The organism is Pseudoalteromonas sp. GCY (assembly GCF_016695175.1).
In the GTDB taxonomy this organism is placed as follows: Bacteria; Pseudomonadota; Gammaproteobacteria; order Enterobacterales; family Alteromonadaceae; genus Pseudoalteromonas.
The window spans coordinates 3,647,054-3,667,776 of sequence record NZ_CP068023.1; the positions used below are offsets into that span (position 1 = coordinate 3,647,054).

Genomic DNA, 20,723 nt, shown 5'->3' on the forward strand with positions numbered 1-20,723 from the left:
GCGCTCTATCACAAGGTTTTTTAGGAACACACATGGCAATTAAAAAGACAGAACTTTATTCATCATTATGGGCAAGCTGTGACGAACTGCGTGGCGGTATGGATGCCAGCCAGTATAAAGACTATGTGCTAACGATGCTTTTTATGAAGTACGTCAGCGACAAATACAAAGGCGACCCATACGGGATGATTGTTGTGCCAGAAGGTGCAAGCTATGACGATATGATAGCCGCCAAAAACGACAAAGAAATTGGCGATAAAATTAATAAAATTATTTCAGCCCTTGCCGAAGAAAATGACTTAAAAGGCGTGATAGACGTTGCCGACTTCAACGATGAAGACAAGCTCGGAAAAGGCAAAGAAATGGTTGATCGCCTAACTAAGTTAGTCGGTATTTTCCAAGGTTTAGATTTATCTTCAAACCGTGCTGGCGGTGATGACTTATTAGGTGACGCTTACGAATATTTAATGCGTCATTTCGCAACAGAATCAGGTAAATCAAAAGGTCAATTCTATACGCCATCCGAAGTATCACAAATTCTGGCAAAAGTTGTTGGCATAACAGAAGACACGCCACAAGATGCCACCGTATATGACCCAACTTGTGGTTCAGGCTCACTATTATTAAAAGCCAGTGATGAGGCCCCGCGAGGTTTATCTATATTCGGGCAAGAGATGGATGTAACTACATCAGCTCTATCTAAAATGAACATGATTTTACATGGGCATGTATCCGATATACGTACAATTGCACAAGGTAATACGCTTTCGTCACCAGCATTTAAAAATGGAGCCGCGCTAAAAACCTTTGACTTTGCAGTTGCTAACCCGCCTTTTTCAAATAAAAACTGGACCAGCGGTTTAAACCCTGAAGCAGATATTTATGATCGTTTTACTTGGGGCATTCCGCCTGAGAAAAACGGTGACTACACCTTCTTACTACACATTATCAAAAGCTTAAAAAGCACAGGTAAAGGTGCAGTGATCTTACCGCACGGTGTGTTATTCCGTGGTAATGCAGAAGCTACTATCCGTGAAAACCTTATCAAACAAGGTTACATCAAAGGCATTATTGGTTTACCTGCTAACTTGTTCTACGGTACAGGTATTCCTGCGTGTATTATTGTGATTGATAAAGAACATGCACAAAAAGCCATTATCGAGTCAAGTGGTAGCTTTACCGAAGATGATGCAGAGTTACCAACTATATCAGGCCGCCCAATCTTTATGATTGATGCCAGCAAAGGCTTTATTAAAGATGGCAATAAAAACCGCCTGCGCAGCCAAGATATCCATAAAATTGTTGATGTCTTTAACAAAGGCTTAGAGCTTGAGCGTTACAGCCGTTTAGTGGAAATTGATGAAATTGCCGCTAACAATTACAACCTTAATATCCCACGTTATATCGACTCCTCTGAACCAGAAGACCTACACGACTTAAGTGCGCATCTGCAAGGTGGTATTCCAAACCGCGATATTGATGCCCTTGAACATTACTGGCGGGTATTTCCTAGCATTCGTGCAACGCTTTTCAAGCCAGAACCCAACCCAAAAAGAAGCGGCTATAGCCATGCACTCGTTGAAGCAAGCCAAGTAAAAAGCACCATTTTGGCGCATCAAGAATTTAAAGACTTTGCCGCTCGTAGCCTATTGCCATTTAAACAGTGGATATCAGTAGCAAAACTTAAAGAAATCAAGGTTGGCGATAACCCGAAGAACTTTATCTTTACCATTTCAGAAAACTTACTGAACAGCTATGCCAATAGCGACCTATTAAGCAAATACGACATTTACCAAATCCTTATGGATTACTGGGCAGATACCATGCAGGATGATGTATATGTATTGGTACAGGATGATTGGCAAGCGGGTAATAGGTTAAGACTGCTTTTACCCGTAAAAGATGACAAGGGGAAAAACGTATACAAAGAGCCTCATGATTTCATTCTGAATAAATCTCGTTATAAGGGAGAGCTAATACCTACACCATTGGTAATTGCTAAATACTTTTCAGCAGAACAAGATCATATTGATAGCCTAAAAGTATCTTTGGAAGGTGTACAAAGTGAAATGCAACAGCTACTTGAAGAACATGGTGGCGAGGATATGGCGCTTGAGCTATTTACTGATGGAGATAAAAAACCAAATAAAGCTGTAATAACAAATTGTGTTTTTGAGTGGGAAGAAACGGTTGTAAATCTACTTAACCGTCCCCTAGCCAACTCAATCTCAGCGAAAAGAACGGAACTAGCAAACTCAGAGCAATCGCTGTCGGAATTTGAAAACGATCCAGAACATAAAGCAGTCTTTGAGTCATTATTAAACAACAAAGGTAAATTAACCAAAACCAATGTTAATAAACGTATAAAAGCTATTGGTGAATTGGATACGGCTAATGAGCTTGTAACACTAAACAGCTATATCAATTTAAGCAATGACGTTGCAACAGTTAAGAAAGAACTTAAGTCTTTAGAGGCTCAAAAAGCCGAATTTATTGTAAGAGCATTAGAGCTTTATGGTGATGATGAAAATGTTGAATGCTTGAAGATTGCATACCAATATCAATCCCTCGCAGAAAAAGAAACACTGCTTAATTCTGAAATCAAAGATGCAGAAAATACGCTTTATCAATTGTTAATCGATAAGTACCCAACTATTCCATTAACAGAAGTGAAAGAATTAATTGTCGATGACAAATGGCTAGCAACACTGCAAGCCAATATCATTGCCGAAATTGAACGTGTTACCCAGCAAATGGCAAATCGTGTAAGACAACTGGAGGAGCGCTATAGTACGCCATTACCAACTCTTTCCAAATCAGTCGATGACCTTAGCGATAAAGTCGCAAGTCACTTAAAAGCAATGGGGTTGGAGATTGGCTAGTGAAAGAAAATAATACTGATTTCAAAAATACAAGATTTGGTTTCTTGCCTATTGATTGGGACTGTCTACCTTTAGGCGAACTAGTTCATGACGTGGCATATGGCTCGTCTGCTAAATCCTCTAGCGATGGTTCTACCCCTGTTTTGAGAATGGGGAATATGCAAGATGGCTTTATTGATTGGACAGACCTTGTCTATACCAGTGATGAGCTTGAGATCAAGAAGTATAAATTAGAGAAAAATACAGTGCTTTTCAATAGGACTAATACTGTAGACCTAGTTGGCAAAGCAGCAATTTATAAGGGTGAACGACCTGCCATTTATGCTGGGTACTTGATTAAAATAAACAATAAACCTGAATTACTTAATGCTGAATATTTAAACTACATTTTAAATACTTACCAAATTAAATCTTATAACAAGCTTGTTCTTAGTGTTGCGGTGAGTCAGGCCAATATTAATGGACAAAAACTAAAAACTTATCCAATTCCTGTTCCCCCCAACATAGAGGAACAGAAGGCCATTGCCAATGCCTTGTCCGATGTGGATGCGCTATTAACAGAATTGGAAAAGCTGATCGCGAAAAAACAAACGATTAAAACCGCCACCATGCAACAACTGCTGACAGGCAAAACCCGTTTACCTCAATTCGCCACTTACACTGAAGGCGAAAAGAAAGGTCAACAAAAAGGCACAAAGCCCAGCGAACTAGGCGAAATCCCTGAGGATTGGGATGTCATAACGATTGATGAAGCACTATCTAAAAAAATGATCATTGATCAAATGGATGGAAACCACGGGGAACTATACCCCAAAAGCCATGAGTTTAGTCAGGATGGTGTTCCATATGTTGGAGCAACAGATTTTTATAATGGCATCATTGATTATAAAAACTGTAAAAAGCTTCCTCTTGGTAGAGCAAAAAAGTTCAAAAAAGGTATAGCATTAAATGGCGATATCCTTTTTGCTCACAATGCTACAGTTGGTCCAACTACTCTGGTTGAGACTGAAGAAGATTTCATAATTATAAGTACAACTGCAACTTACTACAGATGTGACAATGAAAAACTCAAGAACACTTACTTGTTGAGCTTTTTCAAGTCGGATTTATTCGTAAAACAGTTCTCAGCCGTCATGTCTCAATCTACAAGGAATCAAGTACCAATTTTAGCTCAGCGCAAGTTCTACATTGCTATACCAAGTATTGAAGAACAAACCGCTATCGCAGCCATCCTCTCGGATATGGATAACGAAATCCAAACCCTTGAACAGCGCTTAGCGAAAACCCGCCAAATCAAACAAGGTATGATGCAAGCACTACTCACAGGCCGCATACGTTTACCTTTTAACCAAGCTAAGGGAATATAAAAGTGGTTTACAACTATAGTCAAACCCTTAACCCACAAAAAGCGTTGATTTGGCGCATAGTGCATCGTAACAATATACCGTGGATCTTAGATAACGGTTTGTATTGTGGTAATAGTCAGGTGCAGTCACCTAATTGGGAGGCTATAGGTAGTTCGGAGTTAATACAAAAACGAGCAACTCATCCTGTCCCGATTGCTCCTTTTGGTTCATTAAATGACTATGTGCCTTTTTACTTTACTCCTTTCTCACCTATGTTGCTCAACATAAAGTCAGGGCGAGGCGTTATTCAGCGGGCTAACGAAGACATTGTTATTTTGGTATCATCATTACATAAAGTTGAACAATTAAACTTGGAATTTGTCTATACGGACATGCATGCCTATTACCTATGGGCTAAATTTTATTCTGATTTAAAGCACTTAGGAGCTGTAGATTGGCCTATTTTACAGGCAAGAGATTTTGCTAGAGATCAGAATGATCCCGCCAAGTTTGAGCGATATCAGGCAGAGGCATTAATCAAACAGCATTGCCCTATCAATGCTTTATTAGGCGTAGTTTGTTACAACGCGCAAGTTGAACAACAATTAAAACAGCATATTCAACAGCGCAATATGAATTTGGATGTCATTGTGCGTCCTGGATGGTACTTTTAATGATCACATATACACAAGGTAATTTACTCGAAGCTAACGCAGATGCTCTAGTCAATACAGTTAATACTGTAGGGGTTATGGGTAAAGGCATTGCGTTAATGTTCAAAGAGCGCTTTCCTAAAAACATGGCTGAATATGCAGCTGCCTGCAAGGCTAAGCGAGTAAACACCGGTCAAATGTTTGTTACTGAAACAGGCGAATTAATGGGACCTAGGTGGATCGTAAACTTCCCTACCAAGCAGCACTGGCGTGCAAAATCTAAAATGGAATGGATTCAAGATGGTTTAATCGATCTTCGCCACTTTATAGAAAACAATAATGTTGGTTCTATAGCAATTCCTCCACTTGGCGCAGGGCAAGGCGGCTTGTCTTGGCCTGACGTAAAACTAGAAATTGAAAAAGCATTATCCGATATTGAAAATACAAATATCATTGTATTTGAACCTACCAGTAAATATCAAAATGTAGCCAAAAAAGCAGGTGTAAAGAAACTAACACCAGCGAGAGCTTTAGTTGCCGAGTTAGTAAGACGTTATTGGATATTAGGCATGGAGTGTAGCCTGCTAGAAATTCAAAAGCTAGCTTGGTTTTTGCAAAGAACCATTGAAAGATCAGGCTTGAAAAATGAGTTAAAGCTTAATTTCGAAGCAAATTATTATGGGCCCTATGCCAATAACTTAGAGCACTTGTTAAATGCTTTAGATGGTAGTTATTTGAAATCAGATAAACGTATTCCTGATTGTGATCCTTTAGATGTCATCTGGTTCAATGAAAACGAGAGACAAAAAGTTTCGACCTACTTAAGCACCGAGGCGAAAGAGTATTTACCTGCATTAGAAGAAGCAACTCAAGTAATTAATGGCTTCGAATCTCCTTTTGGCTTAGAGCTTTTGTCTACAGTGGATTGGCTTATTACTAAGCAAGGATGTGATAAAACGGTTGAGTCAATAAAAGAAGGCATAGCCAACTGGCCTACTGGAGATAAATGGGCACTGCGCAAGTTAACCTTATTTGGCGATAGAGAAATTCAATTTGCTTTGACTAATTTGGAAAACCTACATTAGCTGAATCGATCCAATAAAAACGAAATAAAGGAATAATATGAGTAATGTCGGTCAATTAGAGCGTAAAACTCAAAACCGCGTAGTTAAGTTTTTTAAAGAACAACTTGATTACGACTATCTAGGTAATTGGGAATACCGTGAAGGTAATAGCAATATTGAAAGAGAGCTGCTTACTACGTGGTTAGAAAATAAAGGTTATTCTGATGTCCTCATCACCCGAGCTTTACGAGTGCTTGACCTTAAAGCCGCATGCGGCGGGGCAAGAAAACTCTATGATGCCAATAGAACGGTTTACCGACTTTTACGTTATGGCATCAAGGTAAAAGAAGGTGCGGGTCAAAAAAATCAAACGGTTTGGCTGATTGACTGGGAAAATCCTGAAAATAATGACTTTGCCATTGCCGAAGAAGTCACCGTAAAAGGCGAATTAAAGAAACGCCCAGATATTGTTATTTACGTAAACGGCATCGCGCTTGGCGTGATTGAATTAAAACGTTCTTCAGTTTCTGTCAGTGAAGGCATTCGCCAAAATTTAGACAATCAAAAAAAAGCCTTTATCCGTAATTTCTTCACTACTATGCAGCTTGTGATGGCAGGGAACGATACCCAAGGTATTCGCTACGGCACAATAGAGACATCCGAAAAGTATTATCTTGAATGGAAAGAAAGCAGCGGCAAAGAAAACCCAAACCCACTGCCTTCAAGTAAAATTAAAGCAGAAAATTTACTCGATACCCATATCGCGCAATTGTGTGATAAAACACGTTTTCTGCAACTCATTCATGACTTTATAGTGTTTGATGCTGGTGTGAAGAAGACCTGCCGACACAATCAATTTTTTGGTATTCAAGCCGCTCAAAAATACGTTAAAAAGCACGATGATGGCATTATCTGGCACACACAAGGCTCAGGCAAAAGCTTAACCATGGTTTGGCTTGCTAAGTGGATACGCGAAAACGTGACAGACTCGCGGGTACTTATCGTAACTGACAGAACCGAGTTAGACGAACAAATAGAAAAAGTGTTCTCAGGTGTTGATGAAGATATTTATCGAACAGTAAGTGGCGGTGATTTAGTTGCGACGCTCAATGAGCCCAACCCCTGGCTATTTTGCTCTCTCGTTCATAAATTTGGCCGAAATGGTGAGGCACTTAGTGAAAAAGAAAGTGAAGAAGCCAAGACGCAAGCGACAACAGACTACATTGAAGCCCTAACTAAAAACTTACCAAGTGATTTTGTCGCAAAAGGCAACTTGTTTGTGTTTGTCGATGAGTGCCACCGAACACAGTCAGGTAAGTTGCACGAGGCCATGAAAACTATTTTGCCCAAAGCCATGTTTATCGGTTTTACGGGTACGCCACTGATGAAAAAAGACAAGAAAAAGTCTTTAGAAGTGTTTGGCCCTTATATTCACACCTATAAATTTGATGAAGCCGTGAGTGACGGCGTAGTGCTCGACCTTCGTTATGAAGCAAGAGATATTGATCAGCACTTAACTTCAAAGAAAAAGGTAGATCAATGGTTTGAAGCTAAAACCAAGGGCCTTTCGAATCTTGCTAAGATGCAGCTCAAACAAAAATGGGGCACAATGCAGAAGGTGCTCTCGAGTAAATCTCGCTTAGAACAAATTGTTAGCGACATGCTGATGGATATGGAGGTAAAGCCAGCATTGATGTCAGGCAGAGGTAACGCCATGTTGGTATGTGCCAGCGTTCATCAAGCTTGTGTGGTTTATGACTTGTTTAGTAAAACCGACCTTGCCGGAAAATGCGCGGTAGTAACCAGTTATCAGCCTGCTGCAAGCTCTATAAAAGGTGAAGAATCTGGTGAAGGCTTAACAGAAAAGCTATTTAAATATGACACCTATCGCAAGATGTTAGCGGATTACTTTGAGCAAAGTGAAGACGAAGCCGCGAAGCGTGTTGAAGAGTTTGAAAAAGCCGTTAAGAAACGTTTTGTTGAAGAGCCGGGACAAATGCGCCTACTCATTGTGGTCGATAAACTATTAACTGGCTTTGATGCCCCTTCCGCTACTTACCTCTATATTGACAAAAAGATGGCCGATCATAACCTTTTCCAAGCTATATGCCGGGTAAACCGTCTAGATGGTGAAGACAAAGACTACGGTTATATCATAGATTACAAAGACTTATTCCGCTCTCTTGATAAAGCCATTAAAGATTATACAGCAGAAGCGTTTGATGGATATGACGCTGATGATGTGAAAGGGCTTTTGAAAGACCGCTTACAAGAGTCTCGTGCTGATTTAGATAATTCGCTGGAAGCGGTAAGAGCACTATGTGAACCAGTGAAAGCGCCTAGAAATACCATAGATTTCATTCACTATTTTTGTGGTGAGTCTGGAGTTGCACCAAAAGATGAGAATGAGCGCACCGAAAAAGAAGCGCTGCGTTTAACCTTATATCAATCTGTTGCCAAGCTGCTCCGCGCATACACCAACCTTGCAAATGAAATGGAGCAAGCTGGCTACACCTTCGTGCAAGCAGAAAATATTAAGAAAGAAGTCGCGTACTTCGAAAAGGTTCGTGACGAAGTAAAGCTTGCCAGTGGTGACTTACTAGAAATGAAGCGGTTTGAGCCAGCCATGCGCCACTTGTTAGATATGTATATTCGAGCGGATGACAGTGAAGTGCTAATGGATTTTGAGGAGTTGGGTTTAATTGATCTAGTAGTGAACAACAATGGTAAGGGACTAGAGTCTTTACCTGAAAACTTGCGTGACAATGAAGATGCAATGGCTGAAGCCATTGAGAATAACGTAAGAAAGACCATCGTTGATGAAAACCCAGTAAACCCTAAATATTTTGACAGCATGGCAATTTTGCTAGATGAAATCATTAAGCAGCGAAGAGAACAAGCGATAAGCTATCAGGAGTACCTAGAGCAAATTAAAGTACTTGCCAAGAAAGTAGTTAACCCAACTGAAAATAGCGCACAGAATTACCCAGAATCTGTCAATACGCCAGCCAAACAGGCAATTTATGACAACTTAGGGAGTGACGAAGTGCTCACAACTAAAATTGATACAGCGGTTCGTTACACTAAAAAAGCCGATTGGCTTGGTGATAAATTTAAAGAGCGCGAGATTGCCAATGCTGTGCGAGAAGAAGCGGCGGGTTATGATGTAAATATTGTTGATGTGATGGAGCTAATAAAAGCTCAAAAGGAATATCACTAGTGCGTCATACCAAAAGTAATGTAGAGCGTGTTGAAGTAATTCGCATAGGTGACATTGATGTTGAGCTAAATCGCAGAGCGATTAAAAACATCCACCTAAGCGTGCTACCACCCAATGGCAAAGTGAGGCTGTCTATTCCCAATGAAACGAGTGAGCAGAAGATAAGACTGGCTATTGTTAATAAACTTGCGTGGATTAAAAAGCAGCAAGCTGACTTTGCAGACCAAGAACGCCAATCAATTCGTGAAATGGTTAATGGCGAATGCCACTACCTTTGGGGTAAGAAATATCGCTTAAAGCTAATTGAGGCCAACGGTAGATACAGTGTTACTGCAAAAGGCAACGGTAATTTAGTGTTAGCTGTTGCAGAAAATACGTCAACCGACAACAAGCTCAAACTGCTTAACCGTTTCTATCGAGATGAAATTCAGCGCTCACTTGAAAAACTATTACCTCAATGGGAAAAAAAACTAGGTGTAAACGCAGGTTCTATCAACATCAAAAAAATGAAAACCAAATGGGGAAGCTGCAATATTCAAGTTAAGCGTATATGGCTTAACCTCGAACTCGCTAAGAAGCCACCAGAGTGCATGGAGTTTATCCTTGCCCACGAGCTAGTTCATTTACTAGAGCGTCACCACAACGAAAGATTCCGTTCCCTCATGGACAAACACATGCCTAATTGGCGTGAACGCAGAGACTTACTTAATAGCTTGCCTCTAGCTTATGAGGATTGGAACTATTAATGAAACTTAAAACGAGACAAACTAATCAACACTTTCACATTTTATTAGATTGTCTCTTTTACTATTCAGAATACATCTAACAAGCCTGTCCGCATGCCCAGCCGGAGCTCCATGCGTATTGGAAATTATAGCCCCCGAGCCATCCGGTGACATCGGTGACTTCGCCGATAAAGTACAGGCCTTTTTGTTTTTTAGCTTCGAAGGTTTTTGAGCTTAATTCGTCGGTATCTACACCACCTAACGTAACCTCTGCGGTACGGTAACCTTCTGTTCCATTTGGTTTTATTTTCCAGCTAGTGAGAATTGCGGTGAGCTTTTCAATCTCTGTGTGGCTGAGTTGATTGGCGTTTTTATCTGGAATGCTGCCGTCGCTGATTAAGGCCTCAATAAAGCGCTTTGGTAAGATGGTCGAAAGCAAGTTCTTCAGGCTCTTTTGCCCTTGCTCACTGCGCCAGTCATGAAGTTGTGCTTGCACATCTAAGTCAGGTAGTAAATTGATGCTAACAAACTCGCCTGCTTTCCAAAATGAGCTGATCTGCAAAATTGCAGGGCCAGATAAGCCTCTGTGAGTAAAGAGAATATTTTCTCTAAATTGGATACCGCTTGCACTGGTCACTAGGCTATCTACGCTAATACCAGACAAACCATCAAAGCGTGCATTGTCGTGATCATGAAGTGTAAATGGCACAAGCGCTGCCGTGGTTGGTAATACCGTTAAGCCAAATTGCTCCGCTATTTTGTAGCCGATTGGCGTTGCGCCAAGTTTTGGCATGGTTAGGCCACCAGCGGCGATCACCACAGACTCGCAGTTAAAGGTTTGAGTTGTGGTTTTGACTAAGTAGCGACCATCAGCTTGATGTTCAACCGCAAGGACTTCTTGACGTAAGTTAAGTGACACGCCCGCCCAGTCACATTCTGTAAGAAGAATGTCGACAATGTCTTGCGCGCTATTGTCACAAAACAACTGCCCAAGTGTTTTGTGGTGGTATGCAAGACCGTGGCGGTCTACCAGTTCAATAAAATCATGTTGGGTATAGCGGCTCAAGCACGACTTTACAAAGTGTGGGTTTTTACATAGATAGTTAGCAGGTGAAGCATTTTCGTTGGTAAAATTACAGCGGCCACCGCCACTGATCAAAATTTTACGACCAGGCTTTTTTCCCATATCAACCACTGCAACTTGTCGCCCTCGGTATCCAGCCTGTGCAGCACACATCAACCCTGCAGCACCTGCGCCGATAACGACTACCTCTATTTGTTGCATAAACTCACTCAACTTTTTATCTAAGATTTCTACACTTACCGTTTTGCCAACAGTTTAGCTTTAAACGGCAAAATCGCGACCAAGCGAAAATTATACCTAGATTCTTTATCTAATCACAGCTGCGAATGTCAATAGCCACTCGCATACCTTTTAAACACTTGTAAACATTATGTCAGCGCTATCATTTCTTAAACCTTCAAAAACAAGAAAATACAACTAGAACAACCAAAAAAAACCAACCTTTCATACTAAGCAAGTCTCCACTCTATTGGCTACAAATGCTTCACAAAGTTAAAAACACTATTTTGTTTACAGTCATTTACAATGTAACTGAAATTTATTCTCCCTCTCACAAAAATGAAAAATATCGATTAAAAACAATACAGTAAGAATTTTTTATAGCCATTTATCCGTCCACATATAACTAAAAAATTAGTGCAAATAACAAAACAGCGCTTTCTTTTTTTTAACTAGGAGTTTACTTTCACTGACCATCAGCTTTTTATTAACAGCTGAACAACAAGTTAGAAACTAGGGAAACATTATGACAATCAATAAAAACTTTAAGCGCGCTGCACTAAGCGTCGCAGTGAGCGCATTATTCACTGCAACAGCAGTTACAGCCGCACCAGCACAATCAATCGGCCAAGATGCAGCACTTGCAGCAACGGCACAAAAACTATCATCACAAAGCACGCTTGGTACACAGTTCATCATCAAATACAAAGATGCTAGTTCGCAAATGATGGGCCTTTCAGCTGCGGATCTTGCTCCTGCTAAAATGCAACAACGTGCAGAAAGCTTTGTACAAGGCTTTAAGAGCAGTAAAGCGAGTGCTCGCGCTCAATACGTACGCCCAATGGCACTTAGCAATCACCACGTTATGCGTGCTGACAAAAAGCTTTCAGCAAAAGAAGCACAAGCATTCATGAATGAAGTGATGGCTTCTGGCAATGTTGAATACATCGAAATTGACCAAATGCTAAAGCCATTCGCAACGCCTAACGATCCTCGTTATAACGATCAATGGCATTACTTTGAAGCCGCGGCGGGTATTAATGCCCCTGCTGCGTGGGATAAAGCAACAGGTCAAGGTGTGGTAGTTGCGGTACTAGATACAGGTTATCGCCCACATTTAGACTTAAATGCCAACATTCTGCCTGGCTATGACATGATCTCTAATACCTTTGTTGCTAACGATGGTGGCGCACGTGACAACGATGCTCGTGACCCAGGTGATGCAGTCACTCGCGGTGAATGTGGAACTGACTCTTCAGGTCAACCTGTACCACGCGCGGATCAAGACTCAAGCTGGCATGGTACACACGTGGCGGGAACAGTTGCTGCGGTAACAAATAATGGTGAAGGTGTAGCAGGTGTTGCTTACGACGCTAAAGTAGTGCCTGTACGTGTTCTTGGTAAATGTGGTGGTTTAACGTCTGATATCGCTGACGGCATCATTTGGGCATCTGGCGGCTCTGTATCTGGTGTGCCTGCAAATGCTAACCCTGCTGATGTTATCAACATGAGTTTAGGTGGTGGCGGTGCATGTAGCGCAACCACACAAAATGCAATCAACCAAGCACGTAACAACGGTACAGTCATTGTTATTGCGGCAGGTAACGATAACGATAACTCAGCAAACTACAACCCAGGTAACTGTAATGGCGTAGTAAACGTAGCATCTGTAGGTCGTGATGGTAGCCGAGCTTATTACTCAAACTATGGTGCAAACATCGACGTTGCCGCTCCGGGTGGCGCACAAAGTTTTGCGAATGATCCTGAAGGTATCCTATCTACCCATAACTCAGGCCCTGGTGCTCCTTCAAATGATAGCTACCATTACTCACAAGGTACGTCTATGGCGGCACCTCACGTTGCGGGTGTTGCTGCGCTAATCAAGCAAGCAAAACCATCTGCTACGCCTGACGAAGTAGAAACTATCTTGAAAAACACCACACGTAGCTTTGCTGGTAGCTGTTCAAACTGTGGTACGGGTGTTGTTGATGCAGCCGCTGCGGTAAATGAAGCTTTAGGCGATGTTGTCACGCCACCTACAGGTAATACGCTTGAAGATGGTGTAGCGAAAACAGGCTTAAGCGGCGCGGCTGGCAGCAATCAATTTTTCACTTTTGATGTACCAGCTGGAAAAACCAATGTGACCTTCACAATGAGTGGTGGAACAGGTGATGCTGACCTTTATGTAAAACTTGGCAGTCAACCAACTTCAAGCAGCTATGACTGTCGCCCATATGAAGGCGGTAATGCCGAAGTTTGTAGCTTTGACGCACCTCAAGCTGGTACATATCACGTAATGATTAATGGCTATCAAGCTTATTCAGGCGTAAGTTTAGTTGCGACAACTTCGGGTTCTAGCACCGGTGGTCCACAAGCAGGTGGTGGTACAATTGAAGATATTTCGGCTTCAAGCGGTCAGTGGGTTCACTACACAATCGAAGTACCAGAGGGTATGAGCGACTTCACCGTGAAAACATTTGGTGGCTCAGGTGACGCTGACTTATTCGTTAAGTTTGGCTCTCAACCTACCGCAAGCAGCTATGACTGTCGTCCATATGAAAATGGTAATACCGAGACTTGTGTAATCACTAATCCGCAAGCGGGTACATGGCACCTAAGCATTAATGCTTACCGTACATTCTCGGGTCTAACATTAGACGCGCAGTACAAGCCATAAGCAAAATTTAGTAGGCTCAGATTGAGTCTTCTTTCCCCAATGAGAGGCCGCATTTGCGGCCTTTTTTAATTATTTTGTAGAGCGGCTCCTACGTTTCAACTTGCAGTAGTCGAGATAAATCTCGACCTACAAAACTCGCTGGTGGGAGCGAGTTTACCTCGCGATCTTTTAACTGCTCGCCGCGTGAAGCGGCTCCGACGTTTCAACTTGCAATAGTCGAGATAAATCTCGACCTACAAAACTCGCTGGTGGGAGCGAGTTTACCTCGCGATCTTTTAACTGCTCGCCGCGTGAAGCGGCTCCGACGTTTCAACTTGCAATAGTCGAGATAAATCTCGACCTACAACACTCCTAGTGGGAGCGAGTTTACCTCGCGATCTTTTAACTGCTCGCCGCGTGAAGCGGCTCCTGCGTTTTGGCTTATGCTGTCGAGATAAATCTCGACCTACAAAACACGCTGGTAGGAACGAGTTTACCTCGCGATCTTTTAACTGCTCGCCGCGTGAAGCGGCTCCGACGTTTCAACTTGCAGTAGTCGAGATAAATCTCGATCTACGGCACAATCCTGATTACCGCAGGCCTAAGGTACCTCTGATCTCCCGCATTTTTTCTTTAAGGCTTTGTTGAATTTGCTGAACTTGCTCATGTGAGCTATTAACCTGACCTTTCATGCTGTCCATGGCGTGGCCAAAGGTATCTAGTAGATCTGATTGCTGATTGGCAAGATCCATTGCATGGGCGGCAACTTGGTTGGCGCTTTGTGCGCTCTCTGCCACACCTTCTGAATTGCGTTTCAACTCTTGTGCATGGCCTGTTTGCTGCTGTGCCTCGTCTGCCAAAGCCGAGATTTGTGTCGATACTTTGTTTGAATTGTCACTCAAAACATTTAATTGCTGGTGAATATCAGTCAGTGAGGCTTGTGTTTGCTGTGCAAGCTTTCGTACTTCATCCGCAACGACCGCAAATCCACGGCCATGCTCACCTGCGCGCGCCGACTCAATCGCCGCATTAAGCGCGAGTAGGTTTGTTTGTTCTGCGATGGAGCTGATCATATCAATCACTTTGCTCACATCTGAAACACCATTAAGTAATTCATTTAAGCTCTCCAACCCCTGCTCTACCCGCTTTTGCGTGGTAGATGAAGCGCTCAACATAGCATCCGCATAGGACACACTTTGTGTCATTGCTTCAAAGGTGTTGTTAGCATTGTCGGCAACTTGTGCGTTGATTTGATTGGCATCCGCCCCTAGCGCTCTAAGCGAGTCGAGCTGTGCTTGATTTTGCTCCACCTGCTCGAAAGTGTCTCCAGCTTGTGCAGAGATCTGCGCCAAGTTAGTGTTCATCTCTTCCATAAAGGTATTGATCACACTCAGCATTTCTGAGCGTTCGTCCGCTTCTGCTCGCTGCCTATCGATTAACTGATTAAAGTAACTCGCAATTTCGCCAATTTCAGTGTCTTGGTTTTTACTTTCAATATTGCGTAGCTCATTACTTTCGATAAGCTGAGCGAAGCCATCGCGTAGTTGTCTTAGCGGAGTTAATACTTGATTGAACTGCACAAAGTAGACACCACCCGCAAGGAGCACGAGTAACCCAATTGCCACACCAAACAGCATAAATACATTGGTTTTTACGTCAGCCTGCTCTGTTTTTAAGTTGGTTTCTGCTTGCAGGATATTCTCTGAGATTGCTTTAATGTCACCTCGCAGTGCCAGCATGCCAGCTTGGCGTTGTTTGGACTGCTGTAAGGTATTTTCTAAGTCGCGGGCATAACGTTTAGGCCAGCTCACAAGCTCCGCTTTTATTTCTAGCGCCAAGTCTTCCGCTTGTGCACCTAAAAATAGCTCGTCTTCGTCTACCTCACTCATTACCCCTAAGTTTTCGAGTCGGTCTATTCGCGCGGCAATATCCTGCAACCGGCTTAAGCTCGACATTAAACTCTGCTCGGTCTGCTGTTCGTAAGCCATGACTAATTGGTAGGTATATAAGCTCAAATTCGAGACTTCGCTAAAGTAGTCTGAGGCGAGATTAAAGTAGGATTCTTTGGCGGCACTATCTTGTGCTTTAATTGCATACTTTACGAGACTCGATGCTGAGCCTGACATTTGTCTGAGCGCATTATCCAAAAGCGCAAGTTCATTACCTGAAAGCTTACCGAGTGCACGGTATTTACCTGCAATATCTTGTTGTAGTTGTGTGAGTTTAGTTTTAAGTTGCTCGGCAAGCGCTGGTGGTAACTGTTCCACACTTTGCTGTAATGCTTTGATTTGTTCATCGGCTTTACTTAAATACTGACTGTCGCCCGCACTTAAATAATCTTCAACTGTACCCTCTAGCTCGATGATCACCGAATTTTTAACTTGATTATAAGCGGCATCTTGCGCATCAAGCTCAGTTAACACTTGGCTCGCCCAAAACAGACTCGCCCCAAGTAGAATACTCGCAGTGGTCAATAATATTGCCAATAACCGAGTAAATGTAGACACGCGCATAGAATCACAACCCTTTTATCAAAATGCTCCGCAAGAGTATTAAGGATTTATGACAACTTGATTAAATCTGGTTACCTTTTCTGTGCAATAGTACAAAACCATACTTTTTACGTATATCCATCTAGATATCTACTGAACAAAATTAAATCAGGTAGCGGTGTGCTATTTCATTGCGGCATTAACATAAACGTCAAAGCGGTTTTTCTTGGTTTTTATTTGCATACTTGGCGTTTTATCATTTAAAAAGCCGGCGTAGTCTGGACGTTTTACCACTACCCTTTTTGTGGCTAATTGCAAAGCAAAAGGCAAAAGCGCATCCGCATCCAAGTCATTGCCAACTAAGTCTTGGAATACACGCATTTCTTTTTTCACTTGTGCTGATTTTTCACGATGCGGAAACATAGGATCAAGATACACCACATCTGGACGCCAACCCGCTTGCTCTAGCAAGTCATGGCTGGAGCCAAACTCCAGTCGCATGGTTGACTGCACCCATTCGCCAATCTCAGCATCTTGATAGGCGCGTTGCAAGCCGTCATATAGCAGCGCTGCAACTACCGGGTTACGCTCGTGTAACACAACTTTGCAACCCATAGACGCAAGCACAAAGGCATCGCGCCCAAGTCCCGCAGTTGCATCCAATACCGTAGGCACAGCACCTTTATTTAAGCCAACGGCTTTTGCAATTGCTTGCCCTTTACCACCACCAAATTTGCGTCGATGAGCAACTGCGCCGGTCACAAAGTCAACTCGGATAGCGCCGAGCTTTGGTTCATTTTTTTTGAATAATTGTAAGCCTAACTCATCATAAACCAATTGAAACTCCGCCTCGTTAATATCAAGCGCGGATAAATTGAACAGCTCAGTTAGCGTATCTAGGTAGGATCTGTTTTCTTCAAAAGGGGTGTGAATATACAAGCTAAGCTCCCAAGGGTGACCAACCGTGGCAGTATACCCCTTTCCCTTTCTAGTGTCTTTGATTATCCAGTGACTTAAAACAGTTCAATATCTGCTTGCGACGCCACTTCATCCTCGCCCCAAGGTTTCGCTATTTTGTTTAAACTCTCTATAAGCTGCTGACGTACCTCAGTCACCTCTCCTAACTTATATTTAATTATGGTTAGCTCATCGCTTAAATAAGTGAAATGTTCATAAAGCTCTTGCAGTCGCTCTCTTTCACTTGAGGCTAAAACTGCAAGCTTGTCGCTTTCTAGCACAGCCTGAAATTCAGCGACTTTGCCGCTGTAATGATCGCCAACGCCGCTTAAATGATCGCTCAGCTCAGCAAATACCTGCCCGATATGTTCCACTTTATTGAGCGCATCTTCACTGACTTCCATGTCTCTGATTTTGGCATCAGTGGCTTCCAGTATGTGCGGAAACAGATCTTTATAGCGACCATAAACCGCAACATCGTCCACTGGCATATTCTTAATCAGCAAAGAAACTTTAGGATAGTTAATGATTGTTCTGCGGCCAAAATCAACAAAGCGACTGCCATCTTTGTGTTTCTCAAATAACTCTTGCTCTATTGGTTGAATCGCCCCTTCACTGGAGTAAAACATCGCGTCTTGGTGGTACCAAAAAGCCACCGCAACATCGAGCTCCATCGGCATAAAAAACTCTAAAAAATGAGCGCTCAAAGTATTGAGGTCATGCGCGTGATACGATTGCCCAACGTAGCGCATTATACGACCCATATCACCAGAGTCGGTCATGGCTATTTCGGCTGTAGTTTGGGCGCGCTGTACGTCTTGTTTGAGCTGCAACGAGGTTTTTCTGTAGTCATCAAGGACATTAATACGCGCTAGCAACTCTTCAGCGTTAAAAGGTTTGACTATGTAGTCCGCTGCGCCGGCGTTATAACCCCGCATCCGCTCTGAAATATCGGCACGAGAAGACAAAAACATAACTGGGATCTCAGTGGTGTCGTCTTGCTTTTTAAGTTGCTCACATACCTCAAAACCCGATATACCGGGCATCTCGACATCGAGTAAAATAATATCCGGACGATATTTTTTAGCCAACCGTAAGCCTTCCTCACCATTTTTCGCATGTAATATTTTGCACGTACGCGATAACGCCTCATCAACAATGTGATGGACGAGTTTGTCATCATCAATGGCAAGAACCAGTTTCGTCATGTGGCTTTCCCTATTAATTCATATCTTTATAGAATAGTCAGAGATATTGAATTTGCTAACAAAAAGTCACACTTTCTAAGACAAAAAAAACGCCTTCAGAAGAAGACGCTTGGAGTGGAAATATAACTAAGCGGCAATCCCGCTGTGGCGTAGTAGCGCATCCACTTTTGGCTCTCGACCACGGAAGCGGGTAAACAGCACCATTGGCGCTTCTGAGCCACCCTTTTCAAGGATATGATGCATAAACTCACGTCCGGTTTGCGAGTTGAATATTCCTTCTTCTTCAAACTTAGAAAACGCATCCGCAGACAGCACTTCTGCCCACTTATAAGAGTAGTAGCCCGCGCTATAACCACCAGCAAAGATATGGCTAAAACTATGCTGGAAGCGATTAAACTCCGGAGCTTTAACAACTGCTGTACGCTCACGCACCGCATTAAGCATTGCTTGAATTTGGCAATCTGTGTTTGGCTCAAAGTCTGCGTGGATATGAAAATCAAACAACGAAAATTCCAACTGACGCAGCATCTGCATGGCTGATTGGAAGTTCTTTGCCGCCAGTAACTTGTCTAACATTTCTTTTGGTAACGGTTCACCCGTTTCATAGTGCCCTGAAATGAAGCTCAGCGCTTCTTCTTCATAGCACCAGTTCTCTAAAAACTGACTTGGCAGCTCAACCGCATCCCATGCCACACCGTTAATACCAGCAACCGGCGCTGCATCCACTTGCGTTAGCATGTGATGAATACCGTGACCAAACTCATGGAACAAAGTGGTTACTTCATTATGGGTAAATAGCGCAGGTTTATTGCCAACGGCTTTGTTAAAGTTACACACTAAATAAGCGACAGGAGTCTGTAGCTCACCATTTGCGCGTACTTTTCGGCCCATGCAGTCATCCATCCAAGCACCACCACGCTTATGTTCACGGGCATATAGATCGAGATAGAAATGACCACGCAACTCACCTTTATCATCATGAATAGCAAAAAAGCGTACGTCAGGATGATAAGTGTCAACGTCTTTGACTTCACTCACGCGGATCCCAAACAGGCGATTTACAGTTTCAAATAAACCGGCAAGTACTTTATGCTCAGGGAAGTAAGGGCGCAGCGCTTCGTCAGAAATCGCATACTTAGCTTGTTTTAACTTTTCGCCATAATATGCGTAATCCCAAGGTTTTAGCTCACTTACACCGTGTTCTTTATTCGCAAAGTCGCGTAGTTCAGCCACTTCTTGCTCGGCTTGTGGTTTTGACTTAGCAGCAAGGTCGTTTAAAAACTTAAACACTTGCTCTGGCGTCTCAGCCATTTTAGTTGCCAGTGATTTTTCTGCAAAACTAGAAAAGCCAAGTAACTGAGCCAGTTCGTGTCTAAGCGTAAGTTCTTCATGCATAATCGCTGAGTTATCGAACTCGCCAGCGTTGGGCCCTTGATCCGAGGCGCGTGTTACAAACGCACGATAAGCCTCTTCACGGAGCGTTTGATTATCTGCGTAAGTCATCACAGGAAGGTAAGAAGGAATATCTAGCGTAAATACCCAGCCTTCTAATCCTTTGGCTTCGGCTGTATGAGCGGCAAGTGCTAAGGCAGACTCAGGCAGCCCAGCTAAATCAGACTCGTCAGTAATATGCTTTTGCCATGCCTGAGTGGCGTCCATTACGTTGTTGCCAAACTTTGATGCCAACTCCGACAGTCGTGCCACAATTTCGCCATAACGTTTTTGCTTCGCAGCTTCAAGCGCAATACCCGAAAGTTGAAAATCACGCAGTGCATTATCCACCGACGTCTGCTGAGCAATCGTTAAGTTACCAAACTCAGCTGACTCTTTTACTGCTTTATAGGCTTCATATAGCCCTTGATGTTGGCCACAGTAAGTCGAATATTCTGAGATTAATGGCAAACACTCATCATACGCTTTGCGCAGCGCTTCTGAATTGACCACTGAGTGCATATGCGACACTGGCGACCACATGCGGCTAAGTTTATCGTCCGCTTCTTCTAGCGGTAGTACAAAGTTGTCCCAGGTATAATTCGACTGCGCTAAAACAGTGTCGATGGTTTCACGACAGTGCGCGATGGCAGATTTTAATGCTTCAACAATATGTTCAGGCTTAATTTTCGAAAAAGGAGGCAATCCTTCTAGCCCGATTAATGGGTTACTCATGGGCACGCTCTTTATTTTCTAATCTAATATTTAGGTTGAAATAAGGGTGAA

The 20,723-nt window shown here is 42.7% G+C and carries 12 protein-coding genes; 7 read left to right on the top strand and 5 right to left on the bottom strand.

Annotation, left to right across the window (positions count from 1 at the left end; genetic code table 11):
* The first annotated feature begins 32 nt into the window (after positions 1 to 32).
* Genes JJQ94_RS21790 through JJQ94_RS21820 form a run of 6 tightly spaced genes read left to right on the top strand, consistent with a single transcriptional unit; the run spans position 33 to position 9,911 of the window.
* On the top strand, positions 33 to 2,882 hold the full coding sequence (locus tag JJQ94_RS21790) for a type I restriction-modification system subunit M (RefSeq protein WP_099031724.1): 2,850 nt from the start codon (positions 33 to 35) through the stop codon (positions 2,880 to 2,882).
* Positions 2,882 to 4,249 carry a restriction endonuclease subunit S gene (locus JJQ94_RS21800; protein ID WP_099031723.1) on the top strand — a complete coding sequence of 456 codons (1,368 nt, stop codon included), beginning with the start codon at positions 2,882 to 2,884 and terminating at the stop codon, positions 4,247 to 4,249. The genes JJQ94_RS21790 and JJQ94_RS21800 overlap by 1 nt, the downstream gene beginning before the upstream one ends.
* A gap of 2 nt (positions 4,250 to 4,251) precedes the next feature.
* Entirely contained in the window at positions 4,252 to 4,902 is a 651-nt protein-coding gene (gene darT / locus JJQ94_RS21805; RefSeq protein WP_099031722.1) for a type II toxin-antitoxin system toxin DNA ADP-ribosyl transferase DarT, read from the top strand.
* Positions 4,902 to 5,966: a type II toxin-antitoxin system antitoxin DNA ADP-ribosyl glycohydrolase DarG gene (gene darG, locus JJQ94_RS21810; RefSeq protein ID WP_099031721.1), complete on the top strand. Its 1,065-nt coding sequence runs from the start codon at positions 4,902 to 4,904 to the stop codon at positions 5,964 to 5,966. Before darT ends, darG begins: the two co-directional genes overlap by 1 nt.
* Positions 5,967 to 6,003: 37 nt before the next feature.
* On the top strand, positions 6,004 to 9,165 hold the full coding sequence (locus JJQ94_RS21815) for a type I restriction endonuclease subunit R (RefSeq protein WP_099031720.1): 3,162 nt from the start codon (positions 6,004 to 6,006) through the stop codon (positions 9,163 to 9,165).
* Entirely contained in the window at positions 9,165 to 9,911 is a 747-nt protein-coding gene (locus JJQ94_RS21820; protein WP_099031719.1) for a M48 family metallopeptidase, read from the top strand. Before JJQ94_RS21815 ends, JJQ94_RS21820 begins: the two co-directional genes overlap by 1 nt.
* 76 nt (positions 9,912 to 9,987) lie before the next feature.
* On the opposite strand, the gene JJQ94_RS21825 is transcribed toward JJQ94_RS21820, so the two are convergent.
* Complete coding sequence (locus tag JJQ94_RS21825) at positions 9,988 to 11,175, bottom strand: NAD(P)/FAD-dependent oxidoreductase (RefSeq protein WP_099031718.1); 1,188 nt, start codon at positions 11,173 to 11,175, stop codon at positions 9,988 to 9,990.
* Positions 11,176 to 11,719: 544 nt separating this feature from the next.
* On the opposite strand from JJQ94_RS21825, the gene JJQ94_RS21830 reads away from it, so the two are divergent.
* Entirely contained in the window at positions 11,720 to 13,870 is a 2,151-nt protein-coding gene (locus JJQ94_RS21830) for a S8 family peptidase (RefSeq protein ID WP_099031717.1), read from the top strand.
* Between the two features lie 569 nt (positions 13,871 to 14,439).
* Here the strand turns inward: JJQ94_RS21830 and JJQ94_RS21835 are convergent.
* From JJQ94_RS21835 to prlC, 4 genes are all read right to left on the bottom strand, one after another.
* Positions 14,440 to 16,362 carry a methyl-accepting chemotaxis protein gene (locus JJQ94_RS21835; RefSeq protein ID WP_099031716.1) on the bottom strand — a complete coding sequence of 641 codons (1,923 nt, stop codon included), beginning with the start codon at positions 16,360 to 16,362 and terminating at the stop codon, positions 14,440 to 14,442.
* Between the two features lie 162 nt (positions 16,363 to 16,524).
* Positions 16,525 to 17,280 carry a class I SAM-dependent methyltransferase gene (locus JJQ94_RS21840; protein WP_099031715.1) on the bottom strand — a complete coding sequence of 252 codons (756 nt, stop codon included), beginning with the start codon at positions 17,278 to 17,280 and terminating at the stop codon, positions 16,525 to 16,527.
* Between the two features lie 74 nt (positions 17,281 to 17,354).
* Positions 17,355 to 18,506, bottom strand: coding sequence for a response regulator (locus JJQ94_RS21845; RefSeq protein WP_099031714.1), 1,152 nt, complete (start codon positions 18,504 to 18,506; stop codon positions 17,355 to 17,357).
* Positions 18,507 to 18,632: 126 nt separating this feature from the next.
* Positions 18,633 to 20,672 (bottom strand): oligopeptidase A, encoded by a 2,040-nt coding sequence (gene prlC, locus JJQ94_RS21850; protein WP_099031713.1) that lies wholly within the window; start codon positions 20,670 to 20,672, stop codon positions 18,633 to 18,635.
* Positions 20,673 to 20,723 lie beyond the last annotated feature (51 nt).